Origin of the sequence: Vibrio ziniensis, assembly GCF_011064285.1 — a bacterium.
Taxonomy (GTDB): domain Bacteria; phylum Pseudomonadota; class Gammaproteobacteria; order Enterobacterales; family Vibrionaceae; genus Vibrio; species Vibrio ziniensis.
Map to the genome: position 1 here is coordinate 1837513 of NZ_CP049331.1, position 17343 is coordinate 1854855.

Sequence of the window (17343 nt, forward strand, 5' to 3'; positions counted from 1 at the left end):
AACGTCCTGTTTCGTGAGGTAGTCATAAGAGCAAATGATGCAACAATCCAGACCTGACCAGTCGGCGAATTCAACCGAGCAAGGATCGATGGAAACATCGGTCCTTGCTAGTCCTTATCCTGCGTCTTCTTACGCTTTTGATGAAGTCTATGATGAGCAACGCACAGCGCGCACTCACTGGAAACCTTTACTTGAACATCTCACTAAATTGGATGTTGATGGTCTGGATGATCGCCACCAAAGAGCGCAGCGAATTCTACGCGATGATGGAGCGACTTATGACTTAAAAAATGATCCACTTACGCCAGATGTTTGGGCATTGGATGTGATCCCTAATCTGATTCACTGGCAAGAATGGCAAAAAATTGAAAAAGGTTTGGCTCAACGTTCAACACTTTATGACCTTATTTTAAAAGACATTTACAATGAACAGAACCTGATCAAAGACGGCATTATCCCGTCTGAAATCATTTATAGCCATCCCGGTTTTTTACGTGCATGCCACGGTATGAAAATGCCCGGAGAAAAGCAGTTAATTTTACACTCTGTTGATTTAGTGCGAGATACACAAGGCAACCATCTAGTTATAGGTGATCATACTCAAGCACCTTCGGGAGTTGGTTATGCGCTTGAAAATCGTACTGTAATTTCGCGTGTCATGCCGAGTATTTTCCGCCAAGGTAACGTAAGACGTTTATCGGCTTTCTTCCATACTCTGCGTAATACTCTTTCACATCTGGCTAGCCACAAAGCAGATTCACCGCTGATCGTGGTTCTCACTCCCGGTGCATATAGCAGTACATACTTTGAACATGCCTATCTGGCTAACTACCTTGGCTATCAACTGGTACAAGGTGGTGATTTAACCGTACGTAATGGTAAAGTTTGGTTAAAATCGCTCAATGGCTTATCACAAGTGGATGTTATTTTACGTCGCTTAGATGATGCCTATTGTGATCAAGCTGAACTTAATGCTGACTCACTACTTGGCGTTCCCGGTCTGTTAGAAGTTGCTCGAGCTGGCAATGTTATTCTCGCTAACCCACTTGGAGGTGGCGTATTAGAAGCCCCCGCTCTTTACGCATTTTTACCGAAAATTTGCCAATATTTATTGGGTGAGCAACTGCTCATTCCAACAGTCAACACATGGTGGTGTGGAGACAAACAAAGCCTCAGCTATATTAAAGAGAATCTTGGGCAACTGATTATCAAACCGGCTTGTCGAACCATGGGCCAACCCACCATTTACGGACACTGTTTGTCAGACGGCGACCGAGCAAAAACCCTCGCGATGATTGAGAAGCGTCCTTATCTGTATGTAGCTCAAAGCTATGTACCCGGTTCGATGCTGCCTATTTGGTCTGAACAACACATTCAAGCAAGACCAAGTTTACTGAAAGCATTTACCGTAGCAGACAGAGATCACTACGCAGTGATGCCTGGCGGATTAACTCGCGTAGCAGAGTCCACTGAAGATTACATCGTCACCAAACTCTCTGGCTCCCGTAGTAAAGATACTTGGATTTTATCTAACGGACCGGACCTCTCTCATCAGTCGCTATTTGATAAATCGCTCGATGTGGCGCAGCAAACCAGCATGCCTAGTCGCGTGGTTGAGAACCTGTTTTGGTTTGGACGGTATGCAGAGCGTGCTGAGATTAGCCTGCGATTGATGAGAACGGTGTTTAAACAGCTTAACGGCCTCGAATCTCTAGTTCCAGAAAGCCGCGACATTTTGCTTGAAGCTATATCCCATCAAACACACTGCTTGCCAGGTTTCACAACTGGCGATGCAGCCTTGTTTGAAAATCCCAATAAAGAACTGGCAGATTTGGTCACAAATGGAAGCCGCATTGGCAGTATTAAAGCTAACTTACAGTCTTTGCTCGCCTGTGGTGAACAAGTCAAAGAAATGCTATCTGCTGATACTCGGGTGATATTAAACGAACTGCGTGACCATATCGCAAGAGTCGATCGTGCCTACGAATTTGGCTTACCCGCCATTCCTGAAGAATCGTTAGATGGTTTAGTCACAACACTACTTGCACTTTCAGGTTTGAACCATGAAAGCATGCTTCGAGGGCAAGATTGGGTATTCCAACAAATTGGACGCCGAACCGAACGCGCACTGCAAACAGCAAATCTATTACAATCAACACTGACTAAACCTTTGTCGGGACTCCCTCAACAACAGGTATTGGAATCGGTTCTTTTAAGTATGGAAGCGTTGATCTCCTTCCGTCGCAGATACCGCACCCGTGCAAGAGTAGCTTTTGGTCTCGATTTGTTAATGGTCGATACGACTAACCCGAGAGCACTGGTTTATCAGTTAGAGCGACTACGTGAATTCCTCAATGTGTTACCTCGTCACCAAAATTACATTCCGGGTGGGCTCACTCAAGAAAGTCGTTTGATCATTCAAACCTTGACCGACATTCAACTCACCGATTTAGAACAATTGGCGCAAATAGACGATGAAACAGAAACACGTCTACAACTGTCACAACTGATGGCAAAAATTACCGAGCAGTTAGAGAAATTTACTTCGCTTATCAGTGACAAGTATTTCGACCACACAGCAGGCCCACAGCAGTTGATCAAACCGAAATGGAAATTGGACGTATGAAGTACCGCGTGCGACACACCACCACCTATGAATACAGTGCACCTGTAACTTTGTGCTATAACATGGCGCACCTTTTACCGAGAGATACTGAGCGTCAGCGCTGTCTTAATCGACGAATACAGGTACATCCGACACCAATATACCAGCGTGAAGGCAAGGATTACTTCGGCAATTCTACTTTCTATTTCTCAATTCAAGAGCCTCACAAAAAACTCACTATCGATGTTGTGAGTTATTTTGATATCAACACCCCCATCTGGTCTGATAAAACTGAGCTGCATCCACTGACATGTGGAGAACTTCGCTCATTGATCAATAACGCCGATACTACTCCGTTGAGAATGGCAAAAGAATACTGTTTAGATTCAGAACAAATCATGTGTTCTGACACCTTACGCGATTACGCTCTGCCCTTTTTTGCAGATAATCAACCTGTTCTTACCGCTGCAAAAGCATTCACTCACCACATATTCTCCGAATTTAAGTTTGATCCAACAGCAACTGACGTAACAACCCCAGCAGAAGAGGTATTGAAAGATAAACGCGGTGTCTGTCAGGACTTTGCACATTTAGCCATTGGCTGTTTGCGTTCAGTGGGTCTACCTGCGCGCTATATGAGTGGTTACATCGAAACCCTACCGCCTCCAGGGAAAGAGAAATTAATCGGCGCAGATGCTTCTCACGCTTGGTTTGCGATTTTTGTACCCGAACTAGGCTGGGTTGAGTTTGACCCAACCAACAATTTGATCCCTACAGAACAACACATTGTCACAGGTTGGGGACGCGACTACGCAGATGTGACGCCATTACAAGGCGTTATTTTCGACGGTGGCGATTCCCAATCGCTTAGCGTTGCCGTAGACGTATCAAGGCTTGCTTAATGACTTGATCTAAAAAGAAGATCACAGAGTTTATGTGGTCTTCTTTACTATTTGCTTTACTAGCAACACTCTTGTTCCAATTTATAGAGAAGGTCAAGCGCATCGCTATCGTCGCATTCAGCGAAATAACTATAAAGAACGTTTAATTGATTCCCTACAAAATTTAGGTTGTCCCTTCCCATGTTTTTCTGTTCTTGTTGTTTATTACGAAAATAACTATGCCACTGCTCTTTGCCGTGTCCAGCATCTAAATGTTTATCAAGAAGAGTGACCAACAGATCTGCATTTTGGTCACATTCGATATTACAAAAAGAGATATAACGATCCGAGTCTGGAGTTAACATTACTGATTCCTTCTAAGCAAAAGTTTGAACAAATAAGTTCACTGGGCAAATTGTAAGCCAATCATTAACACTATGATTTATTTGAAAAACTATTAATTAAACTGTTTTCTAATTGTCGTAATTACTCTAATTTTGTTGCTATTCAGACAATTACAACTAATAGTCAAACACCGATAGAACAATCCTCTGACGACACTATGTTTTCAAACGCGGATATTTCAAATTACCGCAAATTCACATTTTATCGACATGCCTTAGTGTATTGATGCATATAGACAAATTGCTTTACAGCTATTTTGTTTTTCAATTAAATTAAAACAAACAATAAAAAGATCGTCAGTGTTGTATTTGAATTTTTATCACATGAGGTGATTTATGTTCGGGATAGTAACTAAGAGCATTCGAGCCAAACTTTCAATTTCAATGGGAATTGCTGTTGTTTCACTCATTATTTTATTTGTTAGCTATGGAACACTAACCAAAAAACTTAATAGTGGTGTAGACAATTTAGGACACCAGTTCATTCCTTCTGTCACTTTCGTTCTAAACGCAGACCGAGACTTATACCAAGCTTACGTCGCTCAACTGCACTATTTGCTCAGTCCTGGCAACGAAGACTTACAAGATTTCAAAGACAATGCGAAGCAAGCCTATGACCGGATGATGAAGTTTAAAAATCTTATGAGCACCCACCCCGCAATCATTGCCAAAGTGAAAGATTTTGATAATCGCTTTCAAAAGTGGGAACAATCATCCAACGAATATTTCAAACTCGTAGACAGTGGTAACACCAAAGAAGCAGAGTCTCTACTTGGCTCAAAGGTATCTCAAAATTTCCAAAATTTGCGTGAACTCTACGATGTTGCTAGTCAGGAACTCGATACTGAAGTTAATACTGACGTAAACGCATTTTCTGAAGAAACATCAACGATGCAGTTTTCTATGATGCTGTTCGTCGCCTTTATCATTATTTTGACCGCTGCGTTAAGCTATGTGGTACCAAAGGTTTTGGTGAATAGTGTTAACGATCTCACCAGACGCATTAAAGAAATCAGCGAAGGCGATGGTGATCTAACTCAGAGAATTAACTCTCAACGCAGCGACGAACTGGGCAAGCTAGCTTCTGCATTTGATGAATTTGTGGCTAAGCTTCAAACCCTTATTTCAGAGATTTCGTCAAGCAGTGCGTCGCTGGATAACAATGCAATACAGTTGGCGAAGACTCACGAAAATGCTCAACAAGTCAGCAATGAGCAGACAAAAAGTATTGAGCAAATTGCAGCAGCAGTTAATGAGTTCAGCGTATCTATTCGCGAAGTTGCGGAACGTACCTTAAGCACCGCCAGCGAAACAGACCATACCGCTGAACTTACATCTCAAGGTATGAAAGTGGTCGAAAACTCCGTTCAAGAGATCCGCCAGTTAGCCAATTCAATTAAAAAGGCAAATCAAGTTATTGAGCAGCTTTCACATGAATCAAACAACATCGCGACAGTGCTCGAAGTGATTCGCAACATTGCAGAGCAAACAAACCTGCTTGCACTAAATGCGGCAATCGAGGCAGCCCGTGCAGGAGAACAAGGTCGTGGATTTGCGGTGGTAGCCGATGAAGTTCGTTCACTCGCTAGCAAAACACAAAAATCGACAGAAGAAATTCAGACCATGATCGACAAATTGCAAAATGGTGTGAAAGACGCGGTAAGTTCAATTTTAGATGGTTCAAACCGTGTAGAGAAAAACGTTGAACTCTCTTTGAATATTCAGCAAATGTTTGAATCTATTCAATCTTCTGCAACCATCGTTAGCGATATGGCCACTCAGATAGCCACGGCCACCGAACAACAGAGCAGTGTCTCAGAAGAGCTAAGTGCTAACCTTGAGCACCTGAACGAGCAGAATCGTGTTAGTCAAAGCTTATCAGATGAAATTAACGATGTAGCGAAATTGGTTGGTAAATCTGTTGGCAAACTTTCTAATGATGTGGGTCAGTTTAAAATCAGTTAAGCCAAGTTAATCAATACAACAAAAGGAGCGCCTATGAGTGCTCCTTTTTGTTTTGCGTCGCAATTAAAGTACAAGAAGAACGGATATGAAAGACAATATGTACTCAGTTTCATGTCTATAATGGCATGAATTATACTTCGCAGAGACAAAGCTATGACTACGAAAATGATTCCTTTAGTCTTCTTCAAATTAGGGTTAATGATTTCATTGCTTTCCAGTTCTTCCGTTTTAGCAACCGAGATGCAGAAAGCTGAACCTCTATCTAACAAGTCCCCTATTGTTGATGTCAACGTTAACTCAGTGAATGTGGAACTGACGACCGTTGGTGAAGCAACTAAACAATTGGCAGATGCAATAAATGCTTTGTCTGGTTCACTGGATAATCTGGCGAAAAGTGATGTAGATCTGTCAGCAGAAAATCAGCAAAAACTATCTGAAATGATTAGCAGCGCGACTCAATTAAGCAACTCGGTAAATGGTATGATCGAAACCATTCCAACCACTGCTCGAGAACTGCCTCAAGTCAACGATTCTTTGGCAGGAATTGCGCTTAGCTTAGAATCGATTAATAACGACATTCTAGAGATTCTTGCTCAGTATCCAGACTTCGTCAGTAACACAGAAAAGCTGTTTGAGGCGTCAAAAGATCACATTCCAAGTATCTCTATAAATGTGTTAGACAACATTCTTTGGAAACTTATTATCACGCTCATTATTGTTGTCTCCATCATTTTACTGCTTGCTGTAGGTCTACCTGTCGCGTTCATCTACGGAATCGTAGCTAAGCCTAAGAAAGCATTATTAGAAAAGATGGAAGCTAAGAAGTAGCAGCTATTGTTAGGATGCAGCTAAGATTGGCTTGCCGTCTGTTCATGATTGCGAAGCGGTTTTTTCGGCATAAAGTAATCACATGCAACTCGTGTTGCCGTCGTGGGTTGTTCCCAAGCTCCACACAAGTCTTTTTGATTATCAGCAGTTCGAGAGAACTGTCTACATTGCCCACATTTGTTCATCTAAGTTGTCTCCTTCAACTTAACAACCTTAATGACCTTTTTTGCTACCTACCTTGATCCAAAGCAGGTAGGCTAGGAATTACACAAACTAAAACTTCCCTATATTTTCATGTGTAGCACTAAATATAAAAACGGTGGCAACTTGCCACCGTTATTCCATAAAATAAAAATCACTTTATTTTCTTATCTTACAATATCAAGCATTGGGATTTGTTCAGTTTCATCTGAACCAAATGATACGTACCCATCACCCGCACTCTCAAGTATTAGGCTTAAAGCACCTTGTTTACGAGACGAGTCTACAAGTTCGGTGAGATCCAGTTCTACCCATTGTTTGGTGTCTTTATCACTGATTGTTAGTGACTGATTAATCGGTAAGGCTATACCATCAACATCATTCCATGTAACCTGACTTTCATGCCATTGGCTATTATCCAGTTTTAGTACATTGATAATTTGCTCTCCCGTTCCCTTAACATCACGGACATGAAGCTTCAAAATTGCTTTTTTAACTGGCGTTTCAGTTAGTCGAGCAAGATTAAATTTAATCAATGACTTAGATGTTTTGGTCGCATTGACATCTTGAGATTCTTTGTCAGCAATTTGACCAACATATAAGTCCCAACGTGAAACAATATCGAAATTCTCATCTGCATAACGCCCATCTTGAATTTCTGAATCAGCTTCAGCAGGTAACTGGAACTCAGTTTGGTCTGCTAACTCTTTCTGCTCCTTTGCCAACGCAGCATTAAGTAGAGAATTATCCACTTTCTCATTCCATGTAAAAGTGATGGTTTTACCCGTTTCGGCTTTACTACCCGGCGTCAAAACTGAGTGCGTAACGTCACCGTATTTACTTGATAATAGAGTTAACTCAAGTGGTGCATAACTTTGACCTGGAGTTGATACACTTAGTATAGGTGCTTCACCGCTTTCATCTATCAGCACTACGCTCGGAAGATTGGCTTTCACAACCATACCATCAGCTAGTGCGATTTCTCCTGCCTTATGGAAGACAATACCCGTGACGTTGAGCTCTTTGTGACGAACGGCTTGAAGTTGTTCAGTATTAGAAATAACAGCTACAGGAATATCTGATGTATATGCGGATACTTCTTCAGCATTCGATCCTGGCAACAATATATACTGGTAACTTTGATCGACAGGTTCAATGCCATGATTTATCGATAAGGTGAACACATCTTTACTTATTGTTTCAGGAGCGTTTGTAGTTCGAATGGACTTCCAAGACCCTATTTGTGCTTGGTTAGACAGCTTACCATTCCAGTTGGTCGGGAAAACATAACCTACGTTATCATGGTGTACCCATCGACTATTGTTAAGCACCCGCTGACCTTGCTCTATAATTTGGCCATCAACAACGACCTCTCCGTTTAACAAAACTTGGTTCAAAGTAGTATTCACGTTTTCATAGTTAGTCGAATTTATGCCAGCTCCTAAAGCGACAATTTCTTTCGAAAAGCTAAACCACGATTTCTTAGCTGTCGTTCTACCCTTACCCTCACCTAATTGATAAAAGTTAGGTTGCGTAGAATGCGCAACTTCCGAGTGTCGAATTTCAATATCCATATCCATGGTTGTTACACCATATTTACCATTAGATACACCACCGACAAACGATACATCGGGCTGCATTATCCTTCCCCAATCAGCCGGTTGCCCTACATATTCTGGAGCAGTAACACCGGGCACTAGCGACCAGTCCCAAACAGGGAAGATATTATGATATTCGTTACCACGTTGCAGTAAGAAGGTACTACCAAAGCCCAACCAGAAACCTTTAAGGTTCTCACCGTTTCCAGCTTCAGCAGGTTCAACACGTTGTGAATTCATTCCGATGCTGAACAAGTGACTATCTGCAGATTTCACAGAATAATCACTACGCCAGAAATGCTTAAATCCATTTAAGCCAGAGCCAGAATTCCCATACTCATGACGTTTGAAATTTTCCGCTTCTTGTGCGCGTTCAGGAGCCCATTTAGCCACCAAGTCCATAGGAGTGTTTTCAGGCAAACTGTCCGTATTTATAGGCAGGTATTCAGTCGATTTTACGCGACTAATACCGCGACTCATCGTATTGTAATCCCATTGCCCATGACGCTTAGACCAACGTTGGCCATCCATCATATAAGAAACAAGGACATCTGTTTTTTCGGGAGAAAATTGCCACGGTAAACCATCAACAAAACTGGCCCACTTTGCCGCTGCACCAAACCAAACAGGTCCATAACCAGAGGTATATAGCTGAGGCCCATGCTGGTGAAAAGAGTAATCATGTTGAATACCTTCTACAGTACCAATCGAGATGGTCTCTTCTATATCAGAAATAGCTTTCCCGACCATTTGTGCATCCCCAGTGAGTAATCCTCTGTTTAACACTGCTAACGCAATATCAGTACGGTTAGCCGCTTTAGGGATTAGGCTGTTTGGGTTATTGGGAGAATAGTTAGGAGTATCTGGTAAGTATTGAGCAATTCTCTCTAACAAGCTGTTATCTAAGGCATCCTTAGCCATTACCGCGCTGTAACCAATACGTTTAGGAATACCGATGTCATGCCACCACCAGTTCCAACTTTTCGGATTTGCTTCTAGCCAATAAGACAACGCCTCACTAACTGCTTTACCCAATTCTGGCGTTGGGGTCTTATTGTATTGAGCGGCAATAATCACTAAGCGGTCCAAATGAAGGCTAGGTTGCCAGCCAGGCGGATCAATTTGGCGATAATTGATATCTGCCCACGCACCTAATTCAGTCAGGCTCGCGGCGTAATCGTTGGCTAAAACAGCTAGGCTTGAGCCTTGCTTCGCTGCTGCTGCTTCAGAGCTTGCGACAAAATCGGGAATAACTCTATGCTTTAAGACATCAAAATCTTCGGCACTCGCTTGTGAATTATCAACTTTAAGCTGAACGTCAGGGCTTGTCGTATCTTTACAACCAATTATGGTCATTAAAGAAATAGCCATAAGTGAATATTTGAAAGTTTGCACATTTTATCCTTGTTTATTAATGAGTTGACTAACTGACATCATCATAAAAAGGAAATTAAACCGTACGTTACTGACTATTGATGTTTATGAGATCAGATATTGATATTTAAAACTAAAAATGATTAAAATTATAAAATGCGATCGATGATAAACTTCAGATGATATAAAAAAGAAAAAATATAGTAAATAACAAAAGAAATATCGAAGAATTAAATATATAATTAAATGAAATGTATTCTTTAGATAATAGATTAGTAAATATATTATATGAAAATAAAAAAATTTGATCGATATGAACCAGACGAACGTAAATCATTATTAATCAGTAGCGCGTTACGATGTTTAATATCTGAAGGATACTCTGGTTTATCTGTTCGAAAAATAACCAAGGAAGCCAATGTATCTCAAGGGTTAGTGAACCATCACTTTGGTTCCGTTTATAACCTTATCGCTCAAACTTACAATGTTATCTCCACTGATTTTCTTCAGTCGGTGAAAGAGCAAATCCAAATAAGTACTGGTAGTGCAGCTGAAAAATTGGACATTTTTTTCCGAGAAAACTTCTCAGAAGAAGCTCTAGACCCTGATCTACTGAAAGCATGGCTTGTATTCTGGAGCTTAATCCGTGATTCCAAAGAAATGGAAGATACTTATAATCGTGTGAATAATGAAACCCTGTCATTATTAGAAGAGCTATTGACTAATATAAGTGTGGAAGAAAAACTCAGTATTGATAACATTTCAATGGCTACACAAAGTTTAATGGCATTATTAGATGGGCTTTGGGTAAGAGAAACCTTATTTGATAATAAAAGGAAATCTGAGAATAAAGAAAGTTATGATGCGCTTACCATTGCAAGAAGTTGGCTAAAAGGATATAGAGCAGAAATATTCTAGTTATATAAAGAAATAATCAGAGGCAATCAACCTGCCTCTGATTATCAATTAAACATTCGATAAACCAACGTTTAATAGTAAAATGTTACGGCGCAATATTAGTTCCAAAATATTGCATTGAAAGTTTGTCGTAATAATCACTTTTCACTAAAGCTGTAATAGCACCACTCAGTTTTTGTTCTAGCGCAGTATCATCTTGACGCACTGCGGCACCAATCCCTTGACCTAACATCGGCTCATAACTCACTTTGCCGTAGTATTCTAAGCCTGCTTTGTTACTGTTGAAGAATTCTGTCGCTGGGATATCGTCTGCGATCATGTAATCAATACGACCTGCTAACAAGTCTGCGTTTACTGCATCTTGAGTATCGTATTGGCGAACTTCAGCCCATTTACCAACTTTCTCCTGAGCATAAAAAGCAGCGATAGTTGAAGTTTGAACACCGATAATTTTGCCTTTTAGTGCATCTTTTTCAAATGCAAATTTCTGACCTTCTAAACCCACAACCGCAGGTAGAGTGTTGTAGTAAGGCTTGGTGAACAATACTTTCTTAGCACGTTCATCCGTAATGGTCATAGAAGCAAAAATTGCGTCTACCTTGTCGGCAACGAGCGCTGGAATAATACCATCCCATGCAATTTCTTTAATTTCGCAATTAAGACTCGCATCACTACAGATCTTATTAATCAAATCGATTTCAAAACCCTTCCACGAACCATCTGCTTGTTTAGTCGCAAACGGTGGATAGGGTTCTGCAGCTACTGCAACACGTACGGTGTCTGCTGCCTGAATTGAGAATGTCGCGAGTAACGCTGATAACAATAGTGCCTTTTTCATATAACTCTCCTTGTTGTATATCCTTAAGACTCTGCATTAACCATCAGTGATTTCGTTTTACGATCATTAGCAATAATCGACACTAACCCACTGATTGCAATAAGTACGGCTCCTGAGATCAGGAAGGCATTCGGTTCATCTCCCCAGATCAAAAATGAGAACAAAAATGCCCAAATAAGCCCAGTATATTCGATTGGTGCTAGCACCGTTGCTTCCACATGTTCGAAGCTGACAAAAAGTAAATACTGCCCCAGGCCGCCAATCAGGCCGGTTAACAGCATCACCATAATGGTGTTGTCATCCCAAACGGTGAAGGTGAAAGGTAAGCTCAGCCCCGTCATCAAAACAAACATGCCATTGGCAGCAAACATCTGCATCAGCACCGAAGCCTTGCCAGCAAGTTGTCTAAGTAGCACATAGGTGTATGCCCATAAAAGCGCCGAGAAAAGTGCGTAAAAGACGGATAAGGCTTGGCTGGTAAAACTTGGGCGAGAGGCCACTAAGACGCCGACAAAACCAATAACGACACTTGCCCACTGCATTGGCGTCGGTTTTTCTTGAAGAAAGGCGACTGCTAACACCACAACGATAACTGGCGCTGAGTAATACAATGTCGTCATCTGTGCCAGTGTGAGTTCCTTGGCCGATAGGTAATAAAATACCCAAGCCAATCCAGCGATGAAGCTTCGCCACATCAAAGGTTTTAGTACCGGTGAAGCAAGAGTTTGAGAAACTAATTGACGACGCCCAATGGCTAGACAAACCAACAGCATGGTCAGGCTGCGCCAGAATAAAAGCTCAGCAACCGAGAAGTCTGCGACCATCCATTTCATTACAGCGTCTTGAACCGAGAATGAAGCATATGCAGCAAAGCAGAGTACGATTCCTTTGTTAATGCTTAACATGTTTATCCCCTATCGACGCGCTGGAATTTTCTGTTCGATTCTGGCGAACACAAATTCAATCAAATACGTCATCACAATGTAAATCACGGCAACAACCAGCAATGGTTTATAGATTTCAAAGGTGATTGAACGAAGTCGGTTAGCGGCCCCTAGGAGATCCACCACCGCAATAGTCGAAGCTAGTGCAGTCGATTTAAGCAGTAATACCGTTTCTCCTGCGAGTGTGGGCGCTAGTTGGTAAAGCGCGCGAGGCAAGCGAACTCGCAACATCGCTTTGGTGGCTGTCATACCAAATGAGCGAGCAGCTTCCACTTCACCTTTCGGTACCGACAGTAACCCACCACGAATCACCTCGCCCAAATAGGCTGCCGTTGAAAGAATGAGCGCAAAAGCCACATACCAGAAACCATCTCTTAAATAGGGCCAAAGAAAGCTTGAGCGTATTCCTGGCATCTGCGAAAACAGAGTGCCCAATCCGTAGTAATAGATATAAATCTGTACCAGCAAAGGCGTTCCACGGATAACACTAGTAAAAGCAAACGCCGGATAGGAAATAAGTCGATTGTTCGAGATACGAGCAATACCCACGCCTACCGCGAACACAAAACCGAGTACCAGAGAGATGATCAACAGCAGCGTGGTCACTTTCAAACCACTCAGCACAAGATCTGCGTATTCAATAATAACGTCCATCTGTCTCTCCTTAATGTTTAGGCTGCCAGCGGCGTAGATGCTGTTCTAGCAATCTCAACAAGAAGCTTGAAGCGAGCGTAATGAGGTAATAAATCACGGCAGCAGCAAGGAAAAAGACCAAATATTCTCGTGTTGAACCACCAGCCTGTTTCGCTGTGTAAAGCAACTCGTTGGTTCCAACCACACTAATAAGCGCACTGTCTTTGATAAGGTTCACCCAAAGGTTTGAAAGCCCTGCCAAGGCATTGGGCGCCATCATAGGCAAGGTGACACGAAAGAATAATTTCTTACCGCTCATACCGTACGCATGCCCTGCTTCGACTTGTCCAACATTAACAGACTGAATAGCACCACGAAAAATCTCCGAGGCATAAGCGCCCTGCACTAAACCCAGTACCACAATCGCAACGGGCATACCTGCGATTTCAATATCTCCAAACCCTAAAGCAGAGGCAAAGTAGTTAATTAGTGTGCTACCGCCGTAAAATAAAACAATGATAAGGAGCAACTCAGGGACGGCACGACAAACCGTGGTATAGCCTTTTGCTACTGTGTTTACTGCTGGCGAACCTTGCAGCTTGGCGATAGCAGTCAATAGACCAATTATAATTCCGACTAAAAATGCCCCCACAGAGATCTGCATCGTAACCACAGCCCCCTCGAGTAAGGCATTCCCCCAGCCGTTCTCACCAAAACCAATAAGTTGAAATACATCCTTCATATTCAACTCCTAACCACGGTTGTTCTGAGCGTTAATAAACTGGCGACAACGTTCACTGGTCGGGTTATTAAACAAAGACGCAGGAGTGCCTTGCTCTTCAATAATGCCCTGATGTAGAAATGCAACATGAGAAGAAACTTCGCGCGCAAATGCCATTTCATGCGTCACTAGAATCATGGTTCTGCCTTCTTCCGCCAATGAACGTATGACTTTAAGTACTTCTCCTACTAACTCCGGATCGAGAGCCGATGTAGGCTCATCAAACAGCATTGCTTTAGGTTCAACCGCCAATGCTCTCGCAATCGCAACACGTTGCTGCTGACCACCAGATAAAAAGCCTGGATAAGCATCTTTTTTATGCGCCATTCCTACACGTTCAAGCAGCGCTTCTGCACGCTCGATCGCTTCAGCCTTGGATTCACCAAATACATGAATAGGTGCTTCAATCAGGTTCTCTAAAACAGTACGGTGCGGCCACAAGTTAAAATTCTGGAAAACCATGCCCAATCGCGAACGGATATCAAGCAGTTGACGCTGATCTCTGACATACGGTTCACCGCGATTATCAATCGCCGTCTCGATACCTTCTCCATTGATATACACCAACCCTTTGTTTGGCACTTCAAGCATATTGATACAACGAAGCAAAGTACTTTTACCCGAACCAGAGCCACCAATAAGAGAGATGACTTCACCTTCACGAGCTGTCAGTGAAACGCCTTTCAGCACTTCGTGATCACCAAAGCTTTTGTGCAAGTCGACCACTTCAATCACTTTCTTCGGTAGCACGATTTCAGGTTGTTTCACGGTGTTAAACCTTGATACGGTCTGAACATGAGTAATGCCGTTTTCAACCAGTTCACTAATAAAGCGGGTAATGCGTTTACAGGCATCAGCGAGCTTCTCTTCACTGATCGCAAAGGAAAGTCTTACAAAACCTTGTGTTGCCTCGCCAAAAGCTGAAGCATCTAACGTTGAAACCTGGGAATGTTCGAACAACTTCCAGACAAATTGTTTACTTGTCATCCCAAGCTGGCGAATATCGAGCAACACAAACATGCCTGAATCCGGTCTTAGCACAGTGAGGGAAGGACAGTCCGCTAAACCCTCGCACACCACGTTACAACGTCTGCGATACACTTCTCGCATATCCGCAGAGATATTGTCGTAATGCTGCATCGCAGTGATTGCGGCTTGTTGAATAAAGCCCGGCAATCCATAAAACATGTTGAGTAGCAGTCGGTCTACGTGTTCAATGAGTTGGGAATTAGCAATCATCCAACCCACACGCCAACCTGTCATGGCATGGGATTTAGATAGGCTACCAAGTACCACGGTGCGCTCAGCCATTCCTTCTAGCTCATGAATGCAGATGTGTTCTTTTTCAAACGCCAGCGCACAATAAACCTCGTCAGAAACCACCCATAAGTCGAACTCGATAGCAATATCCGCTATGTGTTGCAGCTCTTCTTTATCAAGCATTCTTCCCGTCGGATTATTAGGGTTAGCAAAGAATATCGCTTTGGTTTTAGGTGTAACAGCGCGGCGTAAAGCCTCTGCGTCCAAGCGGAAGTATTCATCGGTATTGGTTTTAACAGGAACAACCTTTGCTCCAGAAGCGCTAAGCGTGGCTTCATATGTCAAATATGCAGGATCAAGAACCAGCACTTCATCGCCTTCATTGAGCAAACATGCTGCTGAACAATAGAGGCCATTTTGAGCACCGGGAACGATAATGATGTTGTCTTCTGTTATTGGATGAACAGCACGCTGATTGTGTTTTTCAGCAATGGCTCTGCGCAGTTCAGGATAGCCTTGAATATCTGAGTAATGAGTATCACCTTCGTTAATCGCTTGTATTAAACGATCACAGATAACATCCGGTGTTTTAAAGTCAGGGTCACCGACGCTGAGTACAATAACATCCTCACCCTCTCTTTCCGCTTCAAGTGCTTTCACGTGTATTTCCCACGCGTCACCACCTTCACTTTTTAATCGCTCAACAAACGGTGAATACTTCATGTTAGTTACTCCCTCTACAGCTAATCCAATGCTGTTTTCATCCTTGATAGAATCGAGCCTACAACAAAAATGTACGATCGTTCAACAAGCAAATTTAACAATTTATACAAATGTATAAAATGCATTAAATCAGTGCATTAAACAGCCGCTTTTGGTGCGCAAGAAAAGTGATATAGGAAGGACAATTAATGGCAAAAAAATGAACACGAAATAAGCCACCGCCCAAATATGGTGCATTAAAATATTTTTAAGGCCACTCGGACACGTAGGTTATAAAACAATCATGATGACAGAGATACTCGTTTGTAAAACTATTCACTTGCACTTAGTACGATATATTGTAAATTTGCGAAAAATATAAATAAATTTTATGTATTAGCAGGTAGGAAACATACGATGAATCTTTCATTGTTTGAAAAATTCTTAAATAAACTCAATCCCAATGAACGAGTAATTGTACAAGCCCACGATTTCCCAGATCACGATGCGATAGCATCCGCTTTTGCAATGGCTTATTTACTCCGTAAGCAAGGATTCACTCCTTTTATTACCTACAATGGGTTTGTCGACAGAATATCACTACGTAACCTTATTGATTGGTTAGAAATACCTCTAATCGAACCAAGCAAATTAAATCTGACTCCCAATGACAAAATTATTGTTGTCGACGGCTGTATCGGAGAAAAAAATGTAACCGACTTCCCTGGATTGGAAGTCGCAGTTATAGACCACCATCAGGTTACAGCTCCCGACTTCGTATGGTATGCAGATATTCGTCCCGAATATGGTTCAACCGCGACTATATTGGTTGAGTACTTCAATTATTTCCAACTCGATATACCGCAACGTATAGCAAGCGCTTTATTGGTCGGACTTACATTTGATACGGCCAACTTTACCAGAGCTGTCAGCCCTGCAGATATCAATGCATTGATTCTCCTCCAATCTAGAGCAGAAATGGCACTGGTGAACAAAATATGCCGTAATCAACTCGAGCTAGAAGACCTGCCATTATTCGACTCATTGCTCGAATCCATGCACAGAGAAGACAATTGTGTGTTTGCGATGTTACCTGAAGGTTGCCCTAAGAATATGTTAGGTGTCTTGGGCGATTTTCTACTTGGAGTCAATGAAGTTGATTTGGTTGTTCTTAGTACGAGAAACCATGAGAAAACATTCATTTCACTTCGTTCTGAGTGTAAACAAAATAATATGGCAAAAATAATCACTGAAGCTTTAAATCATACCGGCATAGGATTTGGTGGTGGTCATCCACATATGGCTGCAGGGATAATCAACCATAGCTATCAACTCGATGATGAGTTCCACTACATCTACGATTTAATTAAACCAAGACTTAAGCTAGCAGCAATGTGATTTCACATTTATT

Annotated in this window: 13 protein-coding genes and 1 pseudogene; 6 read left to right on the forward strand and 8 right to left on the reverse strand. The window is 42.1% G+C overall.

All coding sequences use genetic code 11. The features are described 5' to 3' along the window. The first annotated feature begins 37 nt into the window (after positions 1–37). Both G5S32_RS08380 and G5S32_RS08385 read left to right on the forward strand, forming a co-directional pair. Positions 38–2626 (forward strand): circularly permuted type 2 ATP-grasp protein, encoded by a 2589-nt coding sequence (locus G5S32_RS08380; protein ID WP_246201001.1) that lies wholly within the window; start codon positions 38–40, stop codon positions 2624–2626. Beyond that, positions 2623–3507 (forward strand): transglutaminase family protein, encoded by an 885-nt coding sequence (locus G5S32_RS08385; RefSeq protein ID WP_165311586.1) that lies wholly within the window; start codon positions 2623–2625, stop codon positions 3505–3507. The genes G5S32_RS08380 and G5S32_RS08385 overlap by 4 nt, the downstream gene beginning before the upstream one ends. Before the next feature lie 59 nt (positions 3508–3566). Here the strand turns inward: G5S32_RS08385 and cowN are convergent, their stop codons facing one another. Next, entirely contained in the window at positions 3567–3851 is a 285-nt protein-coding gene (gene cowN / locus G5S32_RS08390) for a N(2)-fixation sustaining protein CowN (protein ID WP_165311587.1), read from the reverse strand. Between the two features lie 375 nt (positions 3852–4226). Here cowN and G5S32_RS08395 point away from each other — a divergent pair, with 375 nt between their 5' ends. Further along, on the forward strand, positions 4227–5855 hold the full coding sequence (locus G5S32_RS08395; protein ID WP_165311588.1) for a methyl-accepting chemotaxis protein: 1629 nt from the start codon (positions 4227–4229) through the stop codon (positions 5853–5855). A 153-nt stretch (positions 5856–6008) separates the two neighbouring features. After that, entirely contained in the window at positions 6009–6683 is a 675-nt protein-coding gene (locus tag G5S32_RS08400) for a hypothetical protein (RefSeq protein WP_165311589.1), read from the forward strand. Between the two features lie 368 nt (positions 6684–7051). Here the strand turns inward: G5S32_RS08400 and G5S32_RS08405 are convergent, their stop codons facing one another. Beyond that, on the reverse strand, positions 7052–9877 hold the full coding sequence (locus tag G5S32_RS08405) for a polysaccharide lyase family 8 super-sandwich domain-containing protein (RefSeq protein WP_165311590.1): 2826 nt from the start codon (positions 9875–9877) through the stop codon (positions 7052–7054). Positions 9878–10144: 267 nt separating this feature from the next. Here G5S32_RS08405 and G5S32_RS08410 point away from each other — a divergent pair, with 267 nt between their 5' ends. After that, positions 10145–10774 (forward strand): TetR family transcriptional regulator C-terminal domain-containing protein, encoded by a 630-nt coding sequence (locus G5S32_RS08410; protein WP_165311591.1) that lies wholly within the window; start codon positions 10145–10147, stop codon positions 10772–10774. A gap of 85 nt (positions 10775–10859) precedes the next feature. Here G5S32_RS08410 and G5S32_RS08415 read toward each other — a convergent pair whose 3' ends face one another. The 6 genes and pseudogenes from G5S32_RS08415 to G5S32_RS21505 all read right to left on the reverse strand — a co-directional run. Beyond that, positions 10860–11612 carry a transporter substrate-binding domain-containing protein gene (locus tag G5S32_RS08415; RefSeq protein WP_165311592.1) on the reverse strand — a complete coding sequence of 251 codons (753 nt, stop codon included), beginning with the start codon at positions 11610–11612 and terminating at the stop codon, positions 10860–10862. 23 nt (positions 11613–11635) lie between these two features. Next, positions 11636–12517, reverse strand: a complete 882-nt coding sequence (locus G5S32_RS08420) for a DMT family transporter (protein WP_165311593.1) — start codon at positions 12515–12517, stop codon at positions 11636–11638. Between the two features lie 9 nt (positions 12518–12526). After that, positions 12527–13210 carry an ABC transporter permease gene (locus G5S32_RS08425; RefSeq protein WP_165311594.1) on the reverse strand — a complete coding sequence of 228 codons (684 nt, stop codon included), beginning with the start codon at positions 13208–13210 and terminating at the stop codon, positions 12527–12529. Positions 13211–13220: 10 nt separating this feature from the next. Beyond that, on the reverse strand, positions 13221–13931 hold the full coding sequence (locus G5S32_RS08430; RefSeq protein WP_165311595.1) for an ABC transporter permease: 711 nt from the start codon (positions 13929–13931) through the stop codon (positions 13221–13223). Between the two features lie 9 nt (positions 13932–13940). Then, positions 13941–14720, reverse strand: a complete 780-nt coding sequence (locus tag G5S32_RS21500; protein WP_281347260.1) for an ABC transporter ATP-binding protein — start codon at positions 14718–14720, stop codon at positions 13941–13943. 147 nt (positions 14721–14867) lie between these two features. Further along, positions 14868–15953: pseudogene (locus tag G5S32_RS21505) on the reverse strand (pyridoxal phosphate-dependent aminotransferase); the annotation flags it as partial. 396 nt (positions 15954–16349) lie between these two features. On the opposite strand from G5S32_RS21505, the gene G5S32_RS08440 reads away from it, so the two are divergent. After that, positions 16350–17330 (forward strand): DHH family phosphoesterase, encoded by a 981-nt coding sequence (locus tag G5S32_RS08440; protein ID WP_165311597.1) that lies wholly within the window; start codon positions 16350–16352, stop codon positions 17328–17330. Positions 17331–17343: the final 13 nt, after the last annotated feature.